Below are 22,511 nucleotides of genomic sequence, written 5' to 3' on the forward strand. Positions count from 1 at the left end.
TGACCCACATACGAGCAACAAACATGAGTAACAATCCTAGTGATCTCAAGGCAAGCGGCCTGAAAGCCACCCTGCCACGGCTGAAGATACTCGATATCTTCCAGAGTAGCCCGGTACGCCACCTGACCGCGGAAGACGTCTACAAGATTCTGCTGGCCGACAATATGGATGTCGGTTTGGCAACTGTCTACCGCGTCCTCACGCAATTCGAACAGGCCGGCTTGCTCAATCGCAACCATTTTGAAACCGGCAAGGCGATTTTCGAGCTCAACGAAGGCTCCCACCACGACCATCTGGTGTGCCTCGACTGTGGCCGGGTCGAAGAATTCTTCGACGAAGACATCGAAGTGCGCCAGCAAAAAGTGGCCGAAGAGCGCGGCTTCAAGATCGCCGAACACGCTTTGGCCATCTACGGCAACTGCATCAAGACGGCTTGCCCGCACAAAACAGCCTGACCCAAGCCAGCCGTTTCCGCAAGGGAACGGCCGGCGCGCCAGGCAGTACGATCAATGATGGCTCAGTGCGCTTGACAGCAGCTTGGCCGTGATATCGACGATCGGGATGACGCGCTCGTAAGCCATGCGCGTCGGCCCGATCACTCCCAACGTTCCCACGATCTTGCCGTTGACTTCATACGGCGCCGTCACCACGCTCATCTCATCCATCGGCACCAGGTTCGATTCGCCGCCGATAAAAATCTGCACGCCCGTCGCCTTGCTCGACACGTCGAGCAACTGCATCAAGCCCGTTTTTTGCTCGAACATGTCGAACATCTGGCGCAGCGAATGCATGTTCGACGACAGATCGCTCACGCTGAGCAAGTTGCGCTCGCCGGAAATCACCATGTCGTCGCTATGGTCGGCCATCGCTTCGCTGCCCGCTTCCACGGCCGCCTGCATCAAACTGCCCATATCGTCGCGCAACTGGCGCAATTCGCCCTGCAGGCGCACGCGCACGGCATCGAAGGACAGGCCGCCATAATTCTGGTTGATGTAATTGGCCGATTGCACCAGTTGCGCCGGCGTGTAGTCGGCCTCCGTCAGCAATAAACGGTTCTGCACGTCGCCGCCTGGGGCGACGATGACGAGCAGGATGCGTTTTTCCGACAGGCGCAGGAATTCGATTTGCTGGAACACGGATTCGCGGCGCGGACTGAGCACGACGCCGGCAAACTGCGACAGCGACGACAACATCTGCGCCGCGTTGGCGATGGTTTTTTGCGGTTGCGGCGTCTGCAGGCGCATGCGCGATTCCACCAGGTGCTCGTCCAGGTGCCGCACGGTCAGCAAGGTGTCGACAAAGATGCGGTAGCCGCGCGGCGTGGGGATGCGTCCGGCCGAGGTATGCGGACTGGACACATAACCGAGCTCTTCCAGGTCGGCCATGATGTTGCGGATCGTGGCCGGCGACAGGTCCAGGCCGGAAATTTTCGACAAGGCGCGCGAACCGACCGGCAGGCCGTCGGCGATATATCGCTCGACCAGGGCTTTCAGCAGTGTTTGGGCACGTGTATCGAGTTGCATGGTGTTTTATTTAGGCAAGTATTTTGTTAAGCAAGCGGCAACGAAAGCGGCCGAACGTGCATCAACAGCGCCTATTATGCACGTTCGCCCGGCCTGCGGCGATCAATCTTCCAGTTGCCCTTGCAGCCACAGCAACAATTCATCAAAGTTGGCGCAGATGGCGTCGGGCTGCACGCCGGCGGCCAGGTGCGCATCGCTGCCCTTGCGGTTCATCCAGACGGCGCGCATGCCCGCCCCCTGCGCTCCCGTCACGTCGAAATACAGGTCGTCGCCCACATACACGGCTTCATGGGGCGCGACGTCCAGCGCGGCGCAAGCTGCCAGGAAGATGCTGGCGTCAGGCTTGGCCACGCCAAAATCGCTGGCGGCGATCGATACCTTGAAATGCTGCGCCAGGCCGATAATGTCAAGGTCCGCATTGCCATTCGAGATCGAACCGACCAGCATGCGCTGGCGCATCCAGGCCAGGCCCGGCAAGACGTCGTCATAGGGCTGGACGCGGTTGCGCGCGGCCAGGAATTGCAGGATAGCGCCGTCGACCAGGGCGGGATCCTCGCCGGCAGCCTCGAAGGCGGCCAGCAAGCCCGCGCGGCGCAACTCGATCAGGTTGCCATGGAAATGCGGTTGTTCATTGAGCATGGCCAGGCGGTGCTGGCGCAGCACCTCGATGGAAAACTGCTGCGCCACCTTGGGCGCATGCGTGGCCAGCCAGTCGTGCAGCAGGGTTTCCGCGGCGGCAATCACGGGCGCGATGGGCCACAAGGTATCGTCGAGGTCGAACAGGATGGCCTTGGGCGGCACGGCGGGTTTTACGGGGGCAAGAGACATGGGACTCACAATGGGATGCTGCGTCACGGTGCGCAGGATGCGCAGGATGCGCCTATTGTCGCACCGATCGCCGCCGCCGGCATGGCTGCGCCCCCGTGAAATGGGGCCGGGCCAGCGCTTCCTGGCGAAAAATTGTTACAGGGTGATACAAGGCAAGGTCATCGAGCTTGCCAGATAGACTAAAATAGGCGCCATTCCAATGCGGCGCCAGCGTCCGCGTTGCGCTACCCAACCTAATTCGTTTTGGAGAATGTATGAAAAATTTGTACCTGCGCTCGATGCTGGCGGCGGCTTGCGCCGTCACACTGGCAGCCTGCGGCGGCAGCGGCGGCAACCTGTATCTGCAAGTCTCAGTCAGCGACCTGGCCAAGGATGGCCTGATTCTCCAGAATGACGGCGAACGCTTGCCGGTTACTGCGGGCCAGACCAACGTTGCCTTCACCAAGCTGGTGAAGACCGATGATCGCTACAATATCACCATCGCGGAACAGCCCAAGGGCGCCGTTTGCACCATCATCAATGGCGTTGGCAAGGCATCGAGCTACTCCGTGACCACGGCCGTGGTGAGCTGCAAGACCAACACCTACCCGCTGACAGGCACGATCACGGGCCTGACCGCCGGCAACTTGCGCCTGGTGATGGGCTCCACCGGCATCACCCTGTCGGCTGGCGCCACCGCCTACACATTCGAATCGGTAGCTGACGGCGCCCCGTACGGTATTTCCATACTGGCTCAGCCAACGGGCCTGACGTGCCGCTTCCAGGGTTCAAAGAGTGCCGACGCCAGCGATACGGTCGGCACGATGGGCTCTGCCGCCACGACCGCGGCCACACTTGACTGCACGCCGCAGTAATCCTTGCGATCCGTCACCTATTTTTTGGAGAATTACATGAAGTTATCCTGCTTGCGCCCACTCGCCGCGCTGCTGCTGACCCTGGGACTGGCCGCTTGCGGCGGCAAGGCCTCGTATGAGGTCAGCGGCACGATCTCAGGCTTGAACAATGAAGGATTGATCCTGGCCAATGGCGGCGACCCCCTGCCGGTTCCTGCGGGGAAAACAAACTTCACCTTTGCCAAGCGCATCGACTACGGCACCGCGTATGACATCACCGTCAAGCAACAACCGGCCCACATGACTTGCGGCATCAGCGGCGGTTCCGGCTCGGCTGGTCATTACATCAATATCAGCGCCGCTGTTACTTGCTCGCAAAACAGATATACCGTGGGCGGCACGATTTCCGGCCTGACCGTGGATGGCCTGGTACTGATTAACGGTAGTACACTAACACCGGTGCTCAAGGATGCCACGACCTTTACCATAGGCGGCTTTGTCGCCTATGGCGAAACCTATGCCATCAGCGTCTCCGCTCAGCCGAAGGGTCTGCAGTGCGACCTGGCCCCAGGTACTGAAAAAGGCACCATGGGCGAAGGGAATGTAACGGCGCTGAAGATCGCCTGCAAACCCGTCTGAGTTGCGGAAACGGTAGCCGCCAGGCGGCTACCGGGAAGAGATATCACGGAAATATATAATTGATATTCCAAAGATAAATTGGAGTTATATGTGGCGATGCAGCATAATGCATCTGTCTCCTCCAACTCTTCCAAGAATTGGATTTAGCCCGCTTTTACCAGCGGGCTTTTTTTTGCCCAGAATTTCTCACGCGGGTTTATTCAAGCCCGGCTGCAACATCTGCACGATGCTGGAGAAATCCTGCTGCGCATAACCGGCTTGCGCATGCATCTGGTACATCTGACGCACCAGGCCGCCCAAGGGCGTGGGCGCGTTCGCCGACAGGGCCGATTGCTGCGCCAGTCCCAGGTCTTTCAGCATCAGCGCCGTGCCAAAGCCGCCCGTGTAATTGCGCGACGCGGGCGTACCGTCCATGACGCCGGGCCACGGGTTGTACACTTCCAGGGTCCAGTTGCGGCCCGAACTCTTGGCCATGATGTCGGACAACACTTTCGGGTCCAGGCCATGCGCCACGCCCAGGTTCAGCGCCTCGGCCGTGCCCGCCATCAAGATGCCCAGCAGCATGTTGTTGCAAATCTTCGCCACCTGGCCCGCGCCCGCCTCGCCCGCATGGAAGATGTTCTTGCCCATCTTTTCCAGCAGGGGACGCGCCTGCTGCAAGGCCGCTTCGCTGCCGCCGACGATAAAGGTCAGGGTGCCGGCTGCCGCGCCCGCCGTGCCGCCCGAGACGGGCGCATCGATCATGGTAAAGCCCCGCTCGCTGGCCGCCTGCGCCACTTGCCGCGCCACATCGGCGGCGATGGTGCTGCAATCGATGAACAGGGCGCCGGGCTTGGCCGAGTCCAGTACGCCACCCGCCGCCAGGTACAGTTCCTGGACGTGCTTGTTGGCTGGCAACATGGTGATGACGGCGTCGGCCGTCTGCACGGCCGCGCTGGCGGAGGCGGCCGCCGTGGCGCCCGCCTCGACGAGCGACGCCACTGCCGCCGGCGTCAGGTCGAATACGGATACGTGGAAGCCGGCGGCCACCAAGTTGCGGGCCATCGGCGCGCCCATGTTGCCCAAGCCGATGAAAGCGATATGTTGCATTTTTGAAGTCTCCTGTTGTTCTTTTAATGTAGGTCGCGCAAAGGATGGCTATCCCACGGCGCCGTGAAATACCCATTGAGATACGCGTCGCCGACGTCGGCCAGGCTGGCTGGCTGCCACTGCGGCGCGTTGTCCTTGTCGATCAGCAAGGCGCGCACGCCTTCGCTGAAGTCCGCATGGGCGCAGCACTGCACGGCAACGATCAATTCCAGCTGGAACACTTGCGCCAAACTCATATGGCGCGTGCGTTCGCGCATGGCCCAGACCAGAGCGGCGGAACTGGGCGCGCCCTTGTGCAGCGAGTGGGCCGCCTTTTGCAGCCAGGCCGAATCGCCGTCATACGCGGCGATGGCGGCCACCACTTCGGGCAAGGTGGGCGCTTGCGTCAGCGCGGCGATGGCGTCGAAGTTGGCTCGCACTTCGGACACGGGCAGCAAGGACGCAGGAGCCGAGAAGCCGCGCAGCAGGCGGTCCAGCTGCTCGCTGTTCGCCTGCGGGCTGGCTTGCCATTGCGCCAGCGCCAGCGCGTCGAGCACCATGTTCCGCTCTTCCTGGCGCAGGAAATAGTCGCCCAGGCCCGCAAACAGGGCGTCTGCCGCGTTCAGCGGTGCCCCCGTCAGCCCCAGGAACAGGCCGCTGCGGCCCGGCATGCGGCCCAGGAACCAGCTGCCGCCCACGTCCGGGAACAGGCCGATCGTAATTTCCGGCATGGCAATACGCGTGCTTTCCGTCACGACGCGGTGGCTGGCGCCCGCCATCAGCCCCAGGCCGCCGCCCATGACGATGCCGCCGCCCCACACGAGCAGCGGTTTCGCATACGTGTGGATGCGGTGGTCGAGCCGGTATTCCTCGGCAAAGAAGGCCAGCGCCTGCGGGTTCGGCACGACACCCGCTTGCTCGACGACGGCCGAACGCAGGCTACGCACGTCGCCGCCCGCGCAGAAGGCCTTGTCGGTCGACGATTGCAGCACCACGCAGGCGATGGCGTCGTCACCGGCCCAGCGCACGAGGGCGCCATCGATGACGCGTATCATCTCCAGGGTCAGCGCGTGCAAGGACTTTGGCGCATCGAGGGTGATGACGCCCAGCTTCATGCCGCCGGGACAGTCGCGTTCCTCTATCTTGACGGTCTCAACCAAGGTTTCAGCCACAGTATTTTCAGCCATTCTTCCACTCCGCCGGACGTTTTTCCAGGAACGCTTGCACGCCTTCTTTCTGGTCTTGCGTATCGAACAGGCCCAGGAACAGGGTGCGTTCATCGGGCAAGGAATCGACCAGCGGATGGCTGCGCGCGCCCTGGATCAGGGTCTTGCACGCCGTCACGCTGCTGGGGCTTTGGCGCGCCACCTTGGCGGCCAGGGCCAGGGCCGTGGCGGCGGCCTTGCCGGTTGGCACGACTTCCTCCACGAGGCCGATGGCCAGGGCCTTGGCCGCATCGACCCGCTCGCCGCACAAAATCATGCGCTTGGCCCAGCCTTCGCCCACCAGCCACGGCAAGTGCTGCGTGCCGCCCGCGCACGGCAGCAAGCCGACGGACGCTTCCGGCAAGGCCATCTGCGCGTGTTCCTCGGCAATGCGGATGTCGCACGCCAGCGCGCATTCCAGGCCGCCGCCCATGGCGTAGCCATTGATGGCGGCGATGCTGACGCCGCGAAACGCGGACAGCGCCTCGAATGCCTCGCCAAACGCGGCGGCCATGGCGAACGCCATATCCTTGTCGCCGTCGGCAAACACCTTTAAATCGGCGCCGGCCGAGAAGAACTTGGCGCCGCCGCCCGTGATCACCAGCGCATACACGTCCGGATCAAGATTCAGGTCGGCCACCAGGTCCCTCAGCGCGTTCAGGCTGGCCAGGGTCCACGTGTGGGCGGGCGGGTTGTCCAGCGTTACCAGGGCCGTATGGCCACGGCGTTCCAGCAGCAGATTGGTATACACTTTGGTCATCGTAAGGTCTCCGTGGCGCCATCTTTCAAAATCGCTCGCGCGACGATCAGGCGCATGATTTCATTCGTCCCTTCCAGGATCTGGTGCACCCGCGTGTCGCGCACGTGGCGCTCGAGCGGGTACTCGCGGATGTAGCCATAGCCGCCATGCAATTGCAGCGCATCGTTGGCCACATTGAAACCCACATCCGTGGCGAAGCGTTTTGCCATAGCGCAATACGCCGTGGCGTCCGGGCTTTCCTGGTCCAGTTTCCAGGCAGCCAGGCGCACCATCTGGCGCGCCGCCACCAGTTCCGTCAGCATGTCGGCCAGCTTGAATTGCAGGGCCTGGAATTGCGCCAGCTCGCGGCCGAACTGCGTGCGCTCCTTCATGTAGGCCTGCGCCCGCGTCAGGGCCGCCTGCGCCGTGCCCACCGAGCACACGGCGATATTGATGCGACCGCCATCGATGCCCTTCATGGCGATGGCAAAGCCTTCGCCTTCCGCGCCCAGCAAGTTGCCAACAGGCACTTTCACCTGGTCGAAGCTGATGATGCGCGTGGGCTGGCTGTTCCAGCCCATCTTTTCTTCTTTCTTGCCATATACGATGCCGGGCAGGTTCGCCGGCACGGCAAACGCGGAAATGCCGGCCGCGCCTTCGCCGCCCGTGCGCGCCATGACGATCAGCATGTCCGTCTGGCCCGCGCCGGAAATGAAGGCCTTCGTGCCGTCGAGAACATAAAAATCGCCCTCTTTCACGGCCTTGGTGCGCAAGGAGGCCGCGTCGGAGCCCGATTGCGGTTCCGTCAGGCAATAGCTGGCCAGCTTCTGGCCGGCCGCCAGGGCAGGCACCCATTCGTCGCACAGGGCTTCCTGCCCCCAGCGCGACAGCATCCAAGTGGCCATGTTGTGGATGGTGATGTAGGCCGTGGTCGAGGTGCAGCCGCCGGCCAGCTCCTCGAAGACGATGGCCGCATCCTGGCGCGACAGGCCCAGGCCGCCCCAGCGCTGCGGCGTGTACAGGCCACAAAAGCCCATCTCGCCCGCCTTGGCGATGGTTTCCACCGGGAAAATCGATTCCGCATCCCAATGCGCCGCGTGCGGCGCCAGTTCGCCTTCGGCAAACGCACGCGCCGCCTGCTGGAACTCGCGCTGCTCGTCGCTCAGTTCAAAGTCCATGCCAGCTCCTTATTTGAGGCTGATGGTGGTGTTGACCTTGCCCACCGAGGCCGCGTCCGTGAACCAGCGCTGGGTAATCGTCTGCGTCTGCGTGTAGAACAGCACGACTTGCTTGCCGAACGGGCCCAAATCGCCCAGTTTCGAGCCACGCGAACCCGTAAAGCTGAACAGGGGAACGGGCACGGGGATGGGCACGTTGATGCCGACCTGGCCCACGTCGATTTCTTCCTGGAAATAACGCGCGGCCGCGCCGCTTTGCGTGAACAGCGCCGTGCCGTTGCCGTTCGGATTCGCGTTCACCAGGGCAATCGCTTCATCGAGCGTATCGACTTCGACGACGATCAGGACGGGGCCAAAGATTTCCTGGTCATATACGACCATGCCGGGTTTGACGCCGGACAAGATCGTCGGTCCGACGAAGTTGCCGTTCGGATAGCCATCGACCTTCACGTCGCGGCCATCGAGGGTCAGCACGGCGCCCTGCTCGATGCCCTTGGCGACCAGGCTGTGCACGCGATCCTTGGCTGCGCAGGAAATGACAGGGCCCAGGTCCGGATTGTCCTTGCCCGCGCCCACGGTCAGGGTTTGCGCCTTGGCCGCCAGTTCCGGCAGCCAGTCGCGCGCTTCGCCCACCAGCACGGCGACGGACGCGGCCATGCAGCGCTGGCCGGCCGCGCCGAAGCCCGCGCCCAGCAACTGGTTCAGGGTCTGTTCCTTGTTGGCGTCAGGCAAGACGACGGCATGGTTCTTGGCGCCCATCATGCACTGCGCGCGCTTGCCGTTGAGGCTGGCGCGCTGGTACACATGCGTGCCCACCTTGCTCGAACCCACGAACGAGATGGCCTTGATGTCCGGATGGTCGCACAGGGCGTTGACCACGTCTTCGCCGCCATGGATGACGTTCAGCACGCCGGCAGGGATGCCCGCCTGCAAGGCCAGGCGCACGAGTTTTTCCGTCACCAGCGGGTCTTGCTCCGATGGTTTCAGCACGAAAGTATTGCCGCAGGCAATTGCCATCGGGAACATCCACAGGGGGATCATGGCGGGGAAATTGAACGGGGTAATGCCGGCGCACACGCCCAGCGGCTGCATCACGCTGTAGGTATCGACGCCGCCGGCCACGTTTTGCGCGTATTCGCCCATTTGCAGGGTGCCGATATTGGCCGCATGTTCCACCACTTCCAGGCCGCGGAAGACGTCGCCTTCCGCGTCGAGCAGGGTCTTGCCCTGTTCCATGGTCAAGGTGGCGGCCAGGTCGGCCATGTTTTCACGGATCAATTGCTGCAATTTGAGGAAGATGCGGGCGCGGGCGCCGATCGGCGTCTTGCGCCAGGTCTTGAAGGCGCGCTGGGCCGAGGCGATGGCGGCGTTGACTTCCTCCGGCGTGGCGAACGGCACACGGGCCAATACTTCCTGCGTGGCAGGGTTGACGACGTCGCGCCAGACGGTGGTGGTCGATTCGACCCACTCGCCGTTGATCAGCAGTGGAACGGTAGGGATGGAAGTTTGCGTGGTCACTCGGTGTCTCCTCGTTGGGGGTATAGGTCTGTTTGCATTATTCGCACAATACGGGCCGCAAACAAGGCGTGAAAATGCGAGATAATGCAAAGATGAATCTGTTAATCTGCAAAGATTGTAAATTTGCAGACTCCACAAACCGGGGAAGGAGAAGCGCGATGGCGAAGGTTTTCATGGGCGTGCGCCTGCAGCGCCTGCGCGAGGAACGGCGCATGACGCAGGTGGCGCTGGCCAAGTCCCTGGGCATCTCGCCCAGCTACCTGAACCAGATGGAGCGCAACCAGCGCCCGCTGACGGTGCCCATTTTGCTGCGCATCGGCAGCGTGCTGGGGGTCGATCCGCAAATCTTTTCCGAACACGACAGCGCCAGCCTGGTGGCCGACGTGCGCGACGTGTTCGGCGAATTGCCCGACGCGCCGCCCACCTCGATGGCGGAATTGAAAATGCTGGTGGAAAACATGCCGGAACTGGCGCGCTCGATTTTGCTGCTGCAGCGGCGCTACCGCGTCATGGCGGAGCGGGCCGACACGCTGGCCGCGCGCCTCGACGACGGCAGCCGCGGCGCCAGTTCGGCGGCGCCGTCCACGGACGAGGAAGTGCGCGAATACCTGAACCGGCGGCAAAATTACATCGACGAGCTGGACCGGGCGGCGGAAAGCGTGGCGGGTGAACTCGATCCGGCCCTGCGCACGCTCGATGCGCTGCAAGGGCGTCTGCTGGAACGCCACGGCATCCGGGTGCAACTGTCCGATGGCGACGCGGGCATGGTGCGCAAGCACCGCTACGATGCCCAGCAACACATCTTGTGGCTGCCCGACACCCTGACGGGCGGCCAGCGCGCGTTCCAGATGGCGGCGCAGATCAGCCTGCTGGAACACAGTTCGCTGATCGACGCGCTGGTGCTGGCGGCGGGATTCTCCGGCGCGGCCGCGCAAACGAGTGCGCGCCTGGCCTTTTCCAATTATTTCGCCGGCGCCCTGCTGATGCCCTACCAGCGCTTCCTGCAGGCAGCGGAAACGCGCGCCTACGATATCGAGCGCCTGGCGCACCAGTTTGGCGTGGGTTTCGAAGCCGTATGCCACCGCCTGAGCACCATGCAGCGCCCCGAGGCGGCGGGACTGCCGTTTTTCTTTGTGCGCGTCGACCGCGCCGGTAATGTCTCGAAGCGCCAGTCGGCCACGGACTTCCATTTTTCCAGGGTGGGCGGCACGTGTCCGCTGTGGATCGTCTACGACGCCTTCAGCCATCCGGGACAGGTACTGACGCAGGTGGCCAGCATGCCGGACGGCTGCACCTATCTGTGGATCGCGCGCCAGGTCAGCACGGCGTCGCCGGGCTTCCGGGCACCGGGCAAGACCTTTGCCGTGGCGCTGGGCTGCGACATCTCGCAGGCGCACCGGCTGATCTATTCGAAGGGACTCGATTTGCACGACCCCACCAGCGCCACGCCCATCGGCACGGGCTGCAAGGTGTGCGAGCGCCAAAGCTGCCCGCAGCGGGCGTTTCCGTCGCTGCTGGCACCGCCGCCAGCGTCCGCCTGACTTACTCGACGACCTGGGCGCGCAGCGCGTCGAACTCGCGCGCAAATTGCGCGCGCCAGTCGCGCCGCGTGGATTCGGCTATCCAGGCCGCGTCCAGGCCATTCAACATGAAGCCGCGCATGTCGTCCAGGCCGAAACCGAATTCGCGCATCATCATCCAGGCGCCCGTCGGCGTCACGTGGTGCAGGGTCGGGTCGTCCGTGTTCGGATGCAGTTTCAGGCCCAGTTTGGCCATGGCGCGGATCGGGTGGTCCAATGCCCAGCGCTCGGGCGCCAGGGTGCGCAGATAGTAGGAATTGGTCGGCACGACCGTAAATACGAGGCCCCGCTCCACGCAGCGCTGCGCCAATTGAGGATTATCAACAATCGTGTAGCCGTGGTCGACCCGGTCCACCTGCAACTGCTCGATGGCCGTCTCCACGTTCATCCACGGCATGCCGAATTCGCCCGCGTGCGCCGTGCACTTGAAGCCGGCCTCGCGCGCGGCGCGGTAAGCGTCGATGAAGAGTTCTGGCGGGCGGTCGTTTTCGCGGTAATCGATGCCGATGCCGATGACTTCCGGCGCGCGGTAAGCCTTCATCCATTCCACCATCTGCACGGCTTCGGCGGGACTCGCTTCGCGGTCGATGCTGGGGATCAGGCGGCCGATCACGCCAAAATCGCGCTGCGCGTCGCGGATGGCGGCCACGATGGCGTCTTGCGCCGCGTCATAGCGGATGCCCGACACGCGCACGGTGCCGGTGGGGTTCCAAAAAAATTCCGCGTAGCGCACGCCGTGGCCATGCACGTCTTCCAGGTATTCGTAGGCGAGGCAATACAGGTCCGTCGGCGAGACGATCAGGTGCGCGTCGAGCGCGCGCAGCACGCGCAGCACGCCGACGGGCTTGTCGCCGCGCGTGTAAAACGCGTCGATTTCCTCGGGAGTGACGACATTGCCCGTCTTGGCGGCCAGCGCACGGAAAGTGGCTTGCCGCACCGTGCCGAACAGGTGGCAATGCAGCTCCACTTTCGGCATGGCGCGTAAAAACTGTTCGATGCTCAGGGGGGAATTAGACATGAAGCTCGTTTCGTAGTGAAGTGGGTCAGACGAGAATGGCGGCCAAGCGGCGCATCAGACGCTCGATGGCGGCCGGGCCGTCGGCCAGCATCGCCACTTGCGTGTTGATGGGTGCGCGGCGCGGCACGCGGAATTCGCATACCGTCATGCCGCGCGTCAGTTCGCCCGTCAATTCGATGGCCACGTGGGCGCTCTGGAACTGGAACAGCCGCGGCGCTTCCAGGTACAGGGCCACCACGGGGTCGTACATCGGCATGGGCACGGAACCGTCGGCACTGCGGATGCGCACATACGCTTCCAGGTAGCCGGCCAGACGCTGCGCGCGCGGCGTGCCGATGGCGCGCAGCTGCTCCACTTCCACGTTTGTCACCAGCAACTGGCGGCACAGGTTCAGGCCGAACATGCGCAGCGGGATGCCGGCCTGGAAGACCTGGGCGGCCGCTTCCGGATCCGCATAGATATTGAATTCCGCCGCCGCCGTGTGGTTGCCCTGGTCGGTCGAGCCGCCCATCAGGATGATTTCGACGATTTTTTCCGCGATGTCCGGCGCTCGGCTCAAGGCCGTCGCCAGGTTGGTCATCGGCGCGATCGCCATGATGGTGATCTGGCCAGGATACTTGCGCACGGCGGCGATCAGCGCGTCGACGGCGTGGCCGGCAGCGTCGCTGGCGGCACCGGGCGGCAGGATCTCGCCCGTCGTCGGCATGCCGCTGTCGCCGAGGATGCGCTGCGCCGTTTCGATGACGCCGACCAGCGGCTCTTCGCAGCCGCGGTAGATCGGCACCGTCAAACCATCATGGGCCTTGATGCGCAAGGCGTTGTCGTAGGTGATATCGACGGGCGCATTGCCCGCCACCACGCTCACGCCCAGCCACTCGATATCGGGATTGCTGCCCAAGAGCAACATCGTCAGCCAGTCGTCGAAACCGGGATCGGTATCGAGCCATATCTTTTTCAAGGATTGGGTCATGATGCTTTCCAGTAAGAAATTACGCGCCCAGCCACAGGGCGCTGTCGGACGGCAGCACGAAGGAGACGGCCGTGCCTTCGCGCCAGGCGGCGCCGCCGGCCGCGCAAATGCCCTTGACCTGGCCCAGCGGCGTTTGCAGCAGGTATTCGACGGTGTCGCCCAGGAAGCCCCGCGCCAGCACGGTACCCGGATACTGGCCCGCCGCGTCGTCGGGCGCGCAGACGCGCACCTTGTCCGGACGCCAGCCCAGCACCGTGGTGCCGGCCGCGACGGGCGACGTGTACGGCAGGCTGGCGCCCGCGTGGTGCAGCGCGCCGTCGCGGTAGTCGAACAGGTTCTCGAAGCCCATGAAGTTGGCAACGAAGCGCGTCGACGGCGTATTGAAGACGGCTTCCGGCGCGGCCAATTGCTCGATGCGGCCGCCATTCATGACGACGATGCGGTCGGACAGGGCCAGCGCTTCTTCCTGGTCGTGCGTCACATACAGCATGGTGATGCCCAGCTCGCGCTGGATGCGGCGCAGTTCGGCACGCATCTGCACGCGCAGCTTGGCGTCCAGGTTCGACAGCGGCTCGTCGAGCAGCAGCAGGGCCGGCTCGACGACGATGGCGCGCGCCAGCGCCACGCGCTGCTGCTGGCCACCGGACATCTGCGCCGGCAGGCGTGTTTCAAAACCCGTCAGGCCGACGGCGGCGATCACCGCTTCCACCTTCGTTTTCAGCAAAGCTGGCGCGACCTTGCGCAAGCGCAAACCGAAAGCGATGTTGTCGTATACATTCAAGTGCGGGAACAGCGCGTACGACTGGAAGACCATGCCGATATTGCGCTTGTTCGGCGCCAGCTTGCCGATTTCGCGGCCGTCGAGCACGATGCGGCCCGACTGCAGCGGCATCAGGCCGGCGATGGCGCGCATGGTGGTGGTCTTGCCGCAGCCGCTGGGGCCCAGCAGGGAAATCAGCTCGCCCTGCTCGACGTGCAGGTCCAGGTCTTTCACGGACGTCGTGTTCTTGGCGTAGCCGAGGTTCAGCTTGTGCAGTTCCAGATAACTCATGGTGTGTTGCCTCTTACATGTATTTAGAAATGCCCAGCACCTTCTCGGTCACCATCACGAAGGCCATGGTGAACAAGACCAGCAAGGTCGACAGGGCAGCGATCGATGGATCGAAGCTGTTTTCCATATGCCCCAGCATCTCGATCGGCAAGGTACTGATGCCCGGGCCCGTCAAGAACAGCGAGACGGGCACCTGGTTGAACGAGGTGACAAAGGCGAGGAAGAAGGCGGCGATCACGGCGTTGCGGATATTCGGCAGCACGATCATGAAGAACGCGCGCAAACGCGACGCGCCCAGCGTGATGGCGGCATCCTCGATATCGACGCGCAGGTTCACCAGGCTGGCGTACACGACGCGCACCGAGTACGGAATCAGCAGCGCGATATGGCCGATCAAGAGGCCCACGTAGACGGGCGCATTGATGGTCAGCACCAGGTGGTGGAGCAAGCCCAGGCCCACGAGGATGGCGGGAATGATCAGCGGCGACGTCAATATCTGCCGGATGGCGCCGATGCCGGGCGGCGGCATGCGCGAAAACGCATACGCGACGGGAATGCCCAGCAACAGCGCGATGACGGTGGCGATCAGGCCGATTTCCAGGCTGGTCTGGAAGGCGCGGCGGAACTCGGGCGCCGACCACACTTCAAGAATCCAGCGCAGCGAATACGACTCGGGCGGAAACGCCAGGGTTTCGCCGCCGGAAAAACCGGCCAGCACGACGATGGCGAAAGGCCCCAGCAGGAACAGGAATACCAGCCATAAAACGGCACGTGAAAACAGGCTTTCTTTCATACGGAACTCCGGCTCGAGGAAATACGTTTAAGGCCGGCATTCACCAGCAAGGTCATGCAGACGAGGATGACGGCGATGACGTTCGCCGCGCCGAAATCGCTCTCCACGCTGACCTTTTGGTACAGCAGGGTTTCCAGCATCAGCACCTTGGTGCCGCCCAGCAGGGCCGGCGTCACATAGGCCGTCACGCAGCCCGTAAACACCAGGGTGCCGCCGACAACCAGGCCTTCCTGCGTCAGCGGCAGGGTGACCTTGCAAAAGACTTGCCATGGATTGGCGCCCAGGGTGGCGGCAGCCGGTTCCACGTCGCGCGGCAGGTTTTCCAGCGCGCCCGCCAGCGACATCAGCATCAGCGGCAGCAGCAGTTGCAGCAGGCCGACAAACACGGCGAACTCGCTGAACAGCAGGCGCAGCGGCTCTTCCGTCAAGCCCATGTTGACCAGCGCCGCGTTGACGGCGCCGTTGCGGCCCAGCAGCACGATCCAGGCGTAGGTACGCGCGATCGGCGAGACCATCAGCGGCAGGATCATCATGCCCACCACCAGGCCGCGCCACTTCGGCGACACGCGCGCCACGGCTTGCGCGGCCGGGTAGCCGAGGATGATGGAAGCGAGCGTCACCAGCGCGGCGATGCGCAGCGTGCGCCAGAAGATGGTGCGGTTGAACTCTTGCGAAAAGAATTCGACGAAGCGGTCCACGCCCCACTGCATGCCGTCGCCGACGCGGAAGGCGTCGACCAGCAAGGCCAGCACGGGCAGCAGGAAGCAGACAACGATAAAGATCAGCGCCGGCAGGACCAGCAGCAGTCCCAGGCGCTTTTTTGGATCAGCAAACATGGTGTTTTCTCCTCGTCACCACTATTTGCTCATGGCCTTGTTCCACTGCGTCATCCAGTTGCTGCGCTGCTTGATGATGGTTTCCGGTTTGACGAATTTCAGCGAATTGATCTGGTCGGCGCCATAGGTGTTGAATTGCGCGGCGGCCACGGACAGGCGCACGTCCTTGTTGACGGGCGAGTCGACCAGGTTGGTCGCCAGCTGCGTCTGCACTTCCTTGGACAGCCAGAAATCCATCAGCTGGTACGCCAGGTCCGCATTCTTCGAACCGGCAACGATGCCCATCACGTTCATGCCGGCCGCCTGGCCTTCGGTCGGGATGCTCCATTTCAGGGGCAAGCCAGTCTTGAGCATTTGCGACCAGGTGAAGCGCGCCACGGGCGCGGCCCAGATTTCATCCTGGGCAAACAGGGCGGCCAGCTGCGCGCTGTTTTTCGAGAACGTGACGACGTTGCCCTTCATGCCGACGATCTTCGCAAAGCCGGTGGCGTAATCGTCCGTCTTGCCGCCCCAGGCCGCATCGGCCATGCGCAGCATCAACGGGCCCTGCGTGGTGCTCACGTCGGGGAAGGCCACGCGGCCCTTCAGTTCAGGGCGCCACAGGTCCTTCCAGGACGTCAGCGGGGCGATCTTGTCGCTGCGATACACCAGGCCCACGGAATACAGGGTGTAGCCGACGGCGTAGTTGCCGCCGATGGGGTTTTTCGCCACGTCATACAAGGCTTTGTAATTGCTCAGCTTGGAGTAATCCATGGGCTGGATCACGCCCTTTTGCGCCGCTTCCAGCATGCCGGAATCGGACAGCAAGACCAGGTCGATCACCGGGTTCTTGCTGTGCACCACCAGCTTGGCGATGCGGTCCGCGTTATTCCCCGTTTCCACCTTGATATCGCAACCGCATTTGGCCTTGAACGGCTCGTACACATACTTCATGAACAAGGGCTGGGCAATCGGGTAGGCCGAAATGACCAGCTCGCGTTTTTCCGCGTGGGCGGCGTTGGCCAGCAAGCCTAGGCTCAACGCCAACATGAGGTGCTTTTTCAAGATGCTTCCTTTCAGGGGACGGCGCTGCGGGACAGCGCCTGTAAAGATGAATCAGACTCAGAAATAATGTCGCATGCCGACGATCAGCACGCTTTGCGTCTTGCCGCCCGAGGCGCCAAAGCCGAACACGCGCGCGAACGTCGCATCGCCGGCCGCTTTCTGGTAGCTCCAGGTGATGGCGACATCGGTGCGCTTGGACAGGAAGTAATCGGCCTGGAAGTTGACCTGATGCCATTTCGGCGTCTTGTTGATCACATCATATTTACCAGTGGTAAAGAAATACGACGCGCCCAGGTTCAACGCTTCCGTCAGCTTGTGGTTCACGTTCAGGTCCACGTTTTGCAAGGTCAGGTTGCTCTGGTCCAGGTAGTGGTAGCGCACGTTGGTGTACAGCGCGCCGAACTTGGTCCTGCCCACATTATAAAAGCCTCCCGTGCCGGCGATGGCCTGGCTGTCCACGCCCGCACCCTTGACGGCGCTCTTGTTGAAGATCAACAGGGAGCTGCCGTAGTCATTGCCGATGGCGCCATTCGGCGCGTCCGGGCTGTTCGGGCGATCCATCTTGGTGTAGGCGACGGCCCAGCTGAAGGCATCGACTTTGTAGCCGGCGCCCATGCTGTAGACGCGGTTGCGGTTGGAATCTGCCGGATTTTCGCTGAAACCGTACAAACCCGTAAACGACAGGTTGCTGATGTTCGGGCTGACGTACTTGACGGCATTTTGCACGCGCAGGTTGTTGTAGCCATTGTCGTTGTCGCCGATGTGCACGCCGTTACTGGCGATGACCACCGGACCCAGCAAGTCCTTGACGGCTTCGTACTGGCGGCCCAGGGTCAGGGTGCCCTTGTCGTTGCTCGACAGGCCCACATACGACTGGCGACCGAACAGACGCCCGCTTTGCGCAGCCGTGCCCGTCATGACGTTAAAACCGTTTTCCAGCGCGAAGATGGCCTTGGTGCCGTTGCCCAGGTCTTCCTGGCCGCGGAAACCGATGCGGGGATTCTGGTTCGTGCCGCTCAGCGCGTGCGTGCGGCTGCCGTTACCCTCATCCGATACATAGCCGATACCGGCCGACAGCAAGCCATACACTTGCACGCTGCTTTGCGCCTGCGCCGCGCCCTGCGCCGCCAGCAAGCCCCCAACTACCATCGTTCCAGTCATCCATTTGTTCATCGCCGCCGCCCTAAAAAGAATAAACCCTGAGTTTTTTTGGAATTATTTTATTGATGCGTCCCTTGCCTGGCGCACCGCCGCGAGTGCCGGCGCCGCATTCCAGGCTCTTCTCCCGAATATTGTTGCATTCAAGACAAGTAAAGACCAGTCCAGAATATGGTAAATTGCGGGATAAGAAAATTTGTTTATTTTTATAAATCCATTACTTTTTCTAATAAGCAAAACCATGCATGAGTTGAGCAAGAAGATTTCCTTACGACATTTGCAAGCGTTTGCCACCTTAGCCCGGGTAAACAGCTTCAGCAAGGCTGCACAGGAATTGTGCGTGACCCAGCCGGCCCTCAGCGCGTCGATCAAGCTGCTGGAAAATCAACTGGGAAAAAAGTTGTTTAACCGCACAACCCACCAGCTGGAACTGACGCGCGAAGGCAAGCTGGCGCTCGATTACGCCACGCATTTATTGAATACGGCGAGCAATACCTTTGCCGACATCCAGCGTGCCATCGGCAGCGGCCGCCACCGCATCCGCATCGGCGCCATCCCCTCGGCCATGGCGATGACGGCCGTGGTGGTGGCGCGCTACTGCGAGCAGCATGGCGATGAAGTGGAAATCGTCCTGTCGGACATGCCCAACGACGGCTTGCTGCACGCGCTGCATTCGGGCCAGCTGGACTTTTGCGTGGGCATCGAGGTGCCCGGCTCCGTGTCGCTGGAAAGCGTGGGCCTGTTCGAAGACGAGCTGGTGCTGGTGACGGCGGGACGCCATGCGCTGGCGCCGCTCAAGGAAGTGCGCTGGGAACAGCTGGCGGGCCAGGAAATCGTCGTGTTTACCAAGGGCAGCATCTGGGAGTTCGCCTCGAGCGCGCTGCGCCAGCATGGCTTGAGTCCGTCGAGCCTGTACCAGATGATCCACAGCGAGTCGCTGTATGGCGTGGTGCGCGCCGGCATCGCCGTGGGCATCATGCCCAGCCTGTACACGACTTTCCTCAATGACGAGGACTTGCACGTGGCGCCGTTGCGCCAGCCCACCTGCAAGCGCAAGATCGCCTTGATGCGGCGCAATGAAATCAGCCGCAACCACCATGTCGACGACTGCTTTTCAGCGTTGCGGCAAGATCTGCAACAGGTCGACCAGTGGTTTTGAGTTAAACCGGGGGCTTAGGCCGGCGCCTTCAGCAAGTTCGCCAAAGCAACATACTGTTCCAGGCCCACGGTTTCCGGACGCAGGGTCGGGTCGATGCCGGCCGCCTTGATCTGTTCTTCCGTAAACATCCCGGCCAGGCAGTTGCGGATCACCTTGCGACGCTGCGAGAAAGCTTTCATGACCACCGCTTCCAGGGTCGCCTGGTCGCACGCCAGGCGCTCGGCCACGGGGATCATGCGCACGATGGCCGATTCCACTTTCGGCGGCGGGTCGAAGGCCGTCGGCGGCACGATGAACAGCAGCGACATGTCATAGCGCCATTGCAGCATCACGGACAAGCGGCCATACGCCTTGCTGCCCGGCTCGGCCACCATGCGCTCGACGACTTCCTTTTGCAGCATGAAATGCTGGTCCTGCACCAGCGGCGCGAAGTCCGCCAGGTGAAACAGCAGCGGGCTGGAGATGTTGTACGGCAAGTTGCCCACGATGCGCAGCTTCTGGCCGGCCGGCACGGGAATTTGCGCGAAATCAAACTTCAGCGCATCGCCCGAGTGGATCGTCAGCTTGGCGGGATTGAAGGTCTTTTCCAGGCGCACGATCAGGTCGCGGTCCAGCTCGACCACATGCATCTGTTTCAAATGGCGCAGCAGCTGCTCCGTCATGGCGCCCAGGCCGGGGCCGATCTCGACCATGGCATCGTCCGCCTGCGGCACGATGGCGGCCGTGATGTCGTCGAGGACGAAGCGGTCATGCAGGAAGTTCTGGCCAAAGCGTTTGCGGGCAACGTGTTTCATATTCTGTTTTTCTATTCTAGAGGCGGTGTAGCGGGGTAAAACCGGTGGGCGGTCAGGCGCGGGTGCTGGCGCGCAGCATGGCGAGCGCCGTTTGCAGGGCTTGCTCCATGCTGTGGCCATCGGCCAGCCCCAGCCCTTGCGCGGCCCGGTCCAGCGCCGTGCCGTGGTCGACCGAGGTGCGGATCAGCGGCAAGCCCAGCGTGACATTGATGCCGCGCCCGAAGGTCGCGTATTTCAGCACGGGCAAGCCCTGGTCGTGGTACATGGCCAGCACGCAATCGGCATCGGCCAGGTATTTGTGCTGGAACAAGGTGTCGGCAGGATACGGTCCGCGCGCATCGATGCCGCGCGCTTGCGCCGCGGCAATCGCCGGAGCGATGACATCGATTTCCTCGCGTCCCAGGTAGCCGCCCTCGCCCGCGTGCGGGTTCAGGCCGGTCACCAGGATGCGTGGCGCGGCGATGCCGAATTTCTGTTGCAGGTCGCGCTGGATAATGTCCAGGGTGACGGCCAGGCTGTCCAGCGTGATGGCGGCGGACACGTCCTTCAAGGGCAGGTGCGTGGTGGCCAGCGCCACGCGCAGGGTCGGTTCGCCATGGCCGGGTTCGCCGGCCAGCATCATCACCACCTGCGGCGTGCCGGTTTTTTCTGCCAGGTATTCCGTATGGCCGGAAAAGGCCACGCCGGCGTCGTTGATCGTGCTCTTTTGCAAGGGTGCCGTGACCATGGCGCCAAACCAGCCGGCCTGGATACCTTCCACGGCCGCGTCCAGGGTAGCGAGCACGGAGCGCCCGTTTTCCTTGTCCAGCACGCCGGGGATGACATTGTTGACGGTGGGAATATCGATCACGGCCAGGCGGCCCGGTCCGAACTGGGGCAGGCCGCTGTTGCGCACGGCTTGCAGCGACAGCGCCGCCAGGCGGATGTCCGGGTCGATCAGGCTGGCCGTCAGCGCCAGGAAGGCGGCGTCGCCCAGCAGGATGCAGTTGACTTCATTGCGCATGGCCCAGGCCGCGCGTATGGAGATTTCCGGGCCGACACCGGCCGGTTCGCCACAAGTGATGGCGATGGCTGGGCGGCGTGCAAGGGGCAAGTTACTCATGCGCAATGAATCAGCAGCATTACTGGTCGTCCGCGCGGAATTCGACGTAGGCACGGTCGCGCACTTCGCGCGCCCAGTTTTCCGTCGCTTCTTCCAGCTTGCGTTCGCGCAAGGCATTGCGCGCGGCGGCGCGCTGCTTCTCCTTCGAGACGTCATCGCTCTTGCGTTCCAGCACTTCGATCAGGTGGAAGCCAAAGCTCGATTCGATCGGCTGGCTCACTTCGCCCGGTTTCAGCGCATTCATCGCCGTTTCAAATTCCGGCACGGTGTCGCCTGGATACAGCCAGCCCAGGTCGCCGCCCTTGGCGGCCGAACCGTCGTTCGAGAACAAGCGGGCCAGGTCTTCGAACTTGGCGGCCTTGTTATCGAGACGCTCTTTCAATTCCAGCAATTTGCGCTTGGCTTCGGCAGCCGACAAGGTCGGTGTTACTTTCAGCAAGATATGGCGGGCATGCGTCTGCTGCACGGCAGCGACGGCTTGCGCTTCGGCCGCGCTGCGGCGGTCCACCAGCTTGAGAATGTGGAAACCGGTGTTGCTCTTGATGATAGGCGTGATCTGGCCCGGCTTCAGTTTCAGCAACTGCTCCGTGAACAGGGGCGGCACGCGGTCGCTATGGCGCCAGCCGATATCGCCGCCGCTCAGCGCATCGCTGGCGTCGGAATAGGTGGCGGCCATCTTGGCGAAATCGGCGCCCGTGCGCAGCTGGCGGCTGACTTCTTCGGCGCGCGCGCGGCGTGCGGCGATCTGCTCGGGGCTGGAATTTTCCGGAATGCGCACGAGAATCTGCGCCAGGTTCAGTTCCACCTGTTCGCTGGCGGCCGCTTTTTCCGCTTCCAGGAAGTTATCCACTTCGGAATCGGAAATCTGGATCTTGGCGTCGACTTCATGCTCGCGCAGGCGCTGCATGATGATTTCATCGCGGATTTCTTCGCGGAAAGTCGCAAACGGCGTGCCTTCCTTTTCCATCTGGTTGCGCAGTTCCTGTACCGTCATTTTTTGCTGTTCAGCAATACGGCCAATCGCGCGGTCCAGGGTCAGGTCATCCACGCGCACGCCCATTTCCTTGGCCAGCTGCATTTGGGCGCGCTCGACAATCATGCGCTCCAGCAATTGACGACGCAGGTCGGCAGGATCGGGCAAGGGCACGTTCTGCGCCTTCATGCGCTGCTCCACGCTCTTGATCCGGGCCGCCACTTCATTGCGCGTAATCACCTCGTCATTGACGACGACGGCGATGGAGTCGATGGTCTGGCCACTGCTCGAGGCCGGTGGTGTGAACCCCTTGGCCGGTGCCGCGGCGGCGGGCTTGGCGACAGGCGCTGACGCAGCCTGTTGCGCCCAGACACTACTGGTCGTGGCGCCGGAAATGGCGCACAACAAAACCGTTGCAATTTTGAGTTGGTGCATACTGGCATTACGCATAATGTGTAGAGCGCTCATGAGTTCAGGTGAATAAAAAAACCGGTTTGTGCCA

The 22,511-nt window shown here is 62.7% G+C and carries 22 protein-coding genes; 5 read left to right on the forward strand and 17 right to left on the reverse strand.

Annotation, left to right across the window (positions count from 1 at the left end; all coding sequences use genetic code 11):
• The first annotated feature begins 23 nt into the window (after positions 1-23).
• Complete coding sequence (fur, locus tag O0879_RS17400) at positions 24-455, forward strand: ferric iron uptake transcriptional regulator (protein ID WP_034778781.1); 432 nt, start codon at positions 24-26, stop codon at positions 453-455.
• A 51-nt stretch (positions 456-506) separates the two neighbouring features.
• Here fur and hrcA read toward each other — a convergent pair whose 3' ends face one another.
• Both hrcA and O0879_RS17410 read right to left on the reverse strand, forming a co-directional pair.
• Positions 507-1,523 (reverse strand): heat-inducible transcriptional repressor HrcA, encoded by a 1,017-nt coding sequence (gene hrcA / locus O0879_RS17405; protein ID WP_034745713.1) that lies wholly within the window; start codon positions 1,521-1,523, stop codon positions 507-509.
• A gap of 102 nt (positions 1,524-1,625) precedes the next feature.
• On the reverse strand, positions 1,626-2,351 hold the full coding sequence (locus O0879_RS17410) for an HAD family hydrolase (protein WP_289912753.1): 726 nt from the start codon (positions 2,349-2,351) through the stop codon (positions 1,626-1,628).
• A 254-nt stretch (positions 2,352-2,605) separates the two neighbouring features.
• Here O0879_RS17410 and O0879_RS17415 point away from each other — a divergent pair, with 254 nt between their 5' ends.
• Both O0879_RS17415 and O0879_RS17420 read left to right on the forward strand, forming a co-directional pair.
• Positions 2,606-3,205, forward strand: a complete 600-nt coding sequence (locus O0879_RS17415) for a hypothetical protein (protein WP_289917725.1) — start codon at positions 2,606-2,608, stop codon at positions 3,203-3,205.
• A gap of 3 nt (positions 3,206-3,208) precedes the next feature.
• Complete coding sequence (locus O0879_RS17420) at positions 3,209-3,823, forward strand: hypothetical protein (protein WP_289917726.1); 615 nt, start codon at positions 3,209-3,211, stop codon at positions 3,821-3,823.
• A gap of 186 nt (positions 3,824-4,009) precedes the next feature.
• On the opposite strand, the gene mmsB is transcribed toward O0879_RS17420, so the two are convergent.
• Genes mmsB through O0879_RS17445 form a run of 5 tightly spaced genes read right to left on the reverse strand, consistent with a single transcriptional unit; the run spans position 4,010 to position 9,531 of the window.
• Complete coding sequence (gene mmsB, locus O0879_RS17425; RefSeq protein WP_289907309.1) at positions 4,010-4,912, reverse strand: 3-hydroxyisobutyrate dehydrogenase; 903 nt, start codon at positions 4,910-4,912, stop codon at positions 4,010-4,012.
• 23 nt (positions 4,913-4,935) lie between these two features.
• Entirely contained in the window at positions 4,936-6,078 is a 1,143-nt protein-coding gene (locus tag O0879_RS17430; RefSeq protein ID WP_289917728.1) for an enoyl-CoA hydratase/isomerase family protein, read from the reverse strand.
• Positions 6,071-6,856: an enoyl-CoA hydratase gene (locus tag O0879_RS17435; RefSeq protein WP_289917730.1), complete on the reverse strand. Its 786-nt coding sequence runs from the start codon at positions 6,854-6,856 to the stop codon at positions 6,071-6,073. The genes O0879_RS17430 and O0879_RS17435 overlap by 8 nt, the downstream gene beginning before the upstream one ends.
• Positions 6,853-8,013, reverse strand: coding sequence for an acyl-CoA dehydrogenase family protein (locus O0879_RS17440; RefSeq protein ID WP_251351301.1), 1,161 nt, complete (start codon positions 8,011-8,013; stop codon positions 6,853-6,855). The genes O0879_RS17435 and O0879_RS17440 overlap by 4 nt, the downstream gene beginning before the upstream one ends.
• Positions 8,014-8,022: 9 nt before the next feature.
• On the reverse strand, positions 8,023-9,531 hold the full coding sequence (locus O0879_RS17445) for a CoA-acylating methylmalonate-semialdehyde dehydrogenase (RefSeq protein WP_251351302.1): 1,509 nt from the start codon (positions 9,529-9,531) through the stop codon (positions 8,023-8,025).
• A 158-nt stretch (positions 9,532-9,689) separates the two neighbouring features.
• Here O0879_RS17445 and O0879_RS17450 point away from each other — a divergent pair, with 158 nt between their 5' ends.
• Positions 9,690-11,072, forward strand: a complete 1,383-nt coding sequence (locus O0879_RS17450; protein WP_289917731.1) for a short-chain fatty acyl-CoA regulator family protein — start codon at positions 9,690-9,692, stop codon at positions 11,070-11,072.
• A 1-nt stretch (position 11,073) separates the two neighbouring features.
• Here the strand turns inward: O0879_RS17450 and O0879_RS17455 are convergent, their stop codons facing one another.
• From O0879_RS17455 to O0879_RS17485, 7 genes are read right to left on the reverse strand one after another with little or no spacing between them, the layout of a single operon-like run.
• On the reverse strand, positions 11,074-12,129 hold the full coding sequence (locus O0879_RS17455) for an adenosine deaminase (protein ID WP_289917732.1): 1,056 nt from the start codon (positions 12,127-12,129) through the stop codon (positions 11,074-11,076).
• A gap of 25 nt (positions 12,130-12,154) precedes the next feature.
• The gene (locus tag O0879_RS17460) at positions 12,155-13,099 is read right to left on the reverse strand and encodes a nucleoside hydrolase (protein ID WP_289917734.1); all 945 of its coding nucleotides are present in this window, start codon (positions 13,097-13,099) and stop codon (positions 12,155-12,157) included.
• A gap of 19 nt (positions 13,100-13,118) precedes the next feature.
• Positions 13,119-14,150: an ABC transporter ATP-binding protein gene (locus O0879_RS17465; RefSeq protein ID WP_099666258.1), complete on the reverse strand. Its 1,032-nt coding sequence runs from the start codon at positions 14,148-14,150 to the stop codon at positions 13,119-13,121.
• A gap of 13 nt (positions 14,151-14,163) precedes the next feature.
• Positions 14,164-14,943 (reverse strand): ABC transporter permease, encoded by a 780-nt coding sequence (locus O0879_RS17470; RefSeq protein ID WP_035822719.1) that lies wholly within the window; start codon positions 14,941-14,943, stop codon positions 14,164-14,166.
• On the reverse strand, positions 14,940-15,779 hold the full coding sequence (locus O0879_RS17475) for an ABC transporter permease (RefSeq protein WP_099666257.1): 840 nt from the start codon (positions 15,777-15,779) through the stop codon (positions 14,940-14,942). The genes O0879_RS17470 and O0879_RS17475 overlap by 4 nt, the downstream gene beginning before the upstream one ends.
• 21 nt (positions 15,780-15,800) lie before the next feature.
• On the reverse strand, positions 15,801-16,823 hold the full coding sequence (locus tag O0879_RS17480) for an ABC transporter substrate-binding protein (RefSeq protein WP_289917736.1): 1,023 nt from the start codon (positions 16,821-16,823) through the stop codon (positions 15,801-15,803).
• A 57-nt stretch (positions 16,824-16,880) separates the two neighbouring features.
• Positions 16,881-17,996, reverse strand: a complete 1,116-nt coding sequence (locus tag O0879_RS17485; RefSeq protein WP_289917740.1) for a porin — start codon at positions 17,994-17,996, stop codon at positions 16,881-16,883.
• 226 nt (positions 17,997-18,222) lie between these two features.
• Here O0879_RS17485 and O0879_RS17490 point away from each other — a divergent pair, with 226 nt between their 5' ends.
• Positions 18,223-19,140, forward strand: a complete 918-nt coding sequence (locus tag O0879_RS17490; RefSeq protein ID WP_034778821.1) for a LysR family transcriptional regulator — start codon at positions 18,223-18,225, stop codon at positions 19,138-19,140.
• A 14-nt stretch (positions 19,141-19,154) separates the two neighbouring features.
• Here O0879_RS17490 and rsmA read toward each other — a convergent pair whose 3' ends face one another.
• The 3 genes from rsmA to O0879_RS17505 are packed head-to-tail and all read right to left on the reverse strand — an operon-like array spanning position 19,155 to position 22,459.
• Positions 19,155-19,934, reverse strand: a complete 780-nt coding sequence (rsmA, locus tag O0879_RS17495; RefSeq protein WP_289917741.1) for a 16S rRNA (adenine(1518)-N(6)/adenine(1519)-N(6))-dimethyltransferase RsmA — start codon at positions 19,932-19,934, stop codon at positions 19,155-19,157.
• Positions 19,935-19,986: 52 nt separating this feature from the next.
• Positions 19,987-21,036, reverse strand: coding sequence for a 4-hydroxythreonine-4-phosphate dehydrogenase PdxA (gene pdxA / locus O0879_RS17500; protein ID WP_289917744.1), 1,050 nt, complete (start codon positions 21,034-21,036; stop codon positions 19,987-19,989).
• Positions 21,037-21,055: 19 nt separating this feature from the next.
• The gene (locus O0879_RS17505; RefSeq protein ID WP_289907289.1) at positions 21,056-22,459 is read right to left on the reverse strand and encodes a peptidylprolyl isomerase; all 1,404 of its coding nucleotides are present in this window, start codon (positions 22,457-22,459) and stop codon (positions 21,056-21,058) included.
• Between the last annotated feature and the right edge of the window lie 52 nt (positions 22,460-22,511).

It is taken from the genome of Janthinobacterium sp. SUN120 (assembly GCF_030397735.1).
Taxonomy (GTDB): Bacteria; Pseudomonadota; Gammaproteobacteria; order Burkholderiales; family Burkholderiaceae_D; genus Janthinobacterium; species Janthinobacterium kumbetense.

Coding starts and splice junctions, on each gene's coding strand:
- fur (WP_034778781.1), top strand. CDS start 24: ATGAGTAACAATCCTAGTGATCTCAAGGCAAGCGGCCTGAAAGCCACC.
- hrcA (WP_034745713.1), bottom strand. CDS start 1,523: ATGCAACTCGATACACGTGCCCAAACACTGCTGAAAGCCCTGGTCGAG.
- O0879_RS17410 (WP_289912753.1), bottom strand. CDS start 2,351: ATGTCTCTTGCCCCCGTAAAACCCGCCGTGCCGCCCAAGGCCATCCTG.
- O0879_RS17415 (WP_289917725.1), top strand. CDS start 2,606: ATGAAAAATTTGTACCTGCGCTCGATGCTGGCGGCGGCTTGCGCCGTC.
- mmsB (WP_289907309.1), bottom strand. CDS start 4,912: ATGCAACATATCGCTTTCATCGGCTTGGGCAACATGGGCGCGCCGATG.
- O0879_RS17430 (WP_289917728.1), bottom strand. CDS start 6,078: ATGGCTGAAAATACTGTGGCTGAAACCTTGGTTGAGACCGTCAAGATA.
- O0879_RS17435 (WP_289917730.1), bottom strand. CDS start 6,856: ATGACCAAAGTGTATACCAATCTGCTGCTGGAACGCCGTGGCCATACG.
- O0879_RS17440 (WP_251351301.1), bottom strand. CDS start 8,013: ATGGACTTTGAACTGAGCGACGAGCAGCGCGAGTTCCAGCAGGCGGCG.
- O0879_RS17450 (WP_289917731.1), top strand. CDS start 9,690: ATGGCGAAGGTTTTCATGGGCGTGCGCCTGCAGCGCCTGCGCGAGGAA.
- O0879_RS17455 (WP_289917732.1), bottom strand. CDS start 12,129: ATGTCTAATTCCCCCCTGAGCATCGAACAGTTTTTACGCGCCATGCCG.
- O0879_RS17460 (WP_289917734.1), bottom strand. CDS start 13,099: ATGACCCAATCCTTGAAAAAGATATGGCTCGATACCGATCCCGGTTTC.
- O0879_RS17465 (WP_099666258.1), bottom strand. CDS start 14,150: ATGAGTTATCTGGAACTGCACAAGCTGAACCTCGGCTACGCCAAGAAC.
- O0879_RS17470 (WP_035822719.1), bottom strand. CDS start 14,943: ATGAAAGAAAGCCTGTTTTCACGTGCCGTTTTATGGCTGGTATTCCTG.
- O0879_RS17475 (WP_099666257.1), bottom strand. CDS start 15,779: ATGTTTGCTGATCCAAAAAAGCGCCTGGGACTGCTGCTGGTCCTGCCG.
- O0879_RS17485 (WP_289917740.1), bottom strand. CDS start 17,996: ATGAACAAATGGATGACTGGAACGATGGTAGTTGGGGGCTTGCTGGCG.
- O0879_RS17490 (WP_034778821.1), top strand. CDS start 18,223: ATGCATGAGTTGAGCAAGAAGATTTCCTTACGACATTTGCAAGCGTTT.
- rsmA (WP_289917741.1), bottom strand. CDS start 19,934: ATGAAACACGTTGCCCGCAAACGCTTTGGCCAGAACTTCCTGCATGAC.
- pdxA (WP_289917744.1), bottom strand. CDS start 21,036: ATGAGTAACTTGCCCCTTGCACGCCGCCCAGCCATCGCCATCACTTGT.
- O0879_RS17505 (WP_289907289.1), bottom strand. CDS start 22,459: ATGCGTAATGCCAGTATGCACCAACTCAAAATTGCAACGGTTTTGTTG.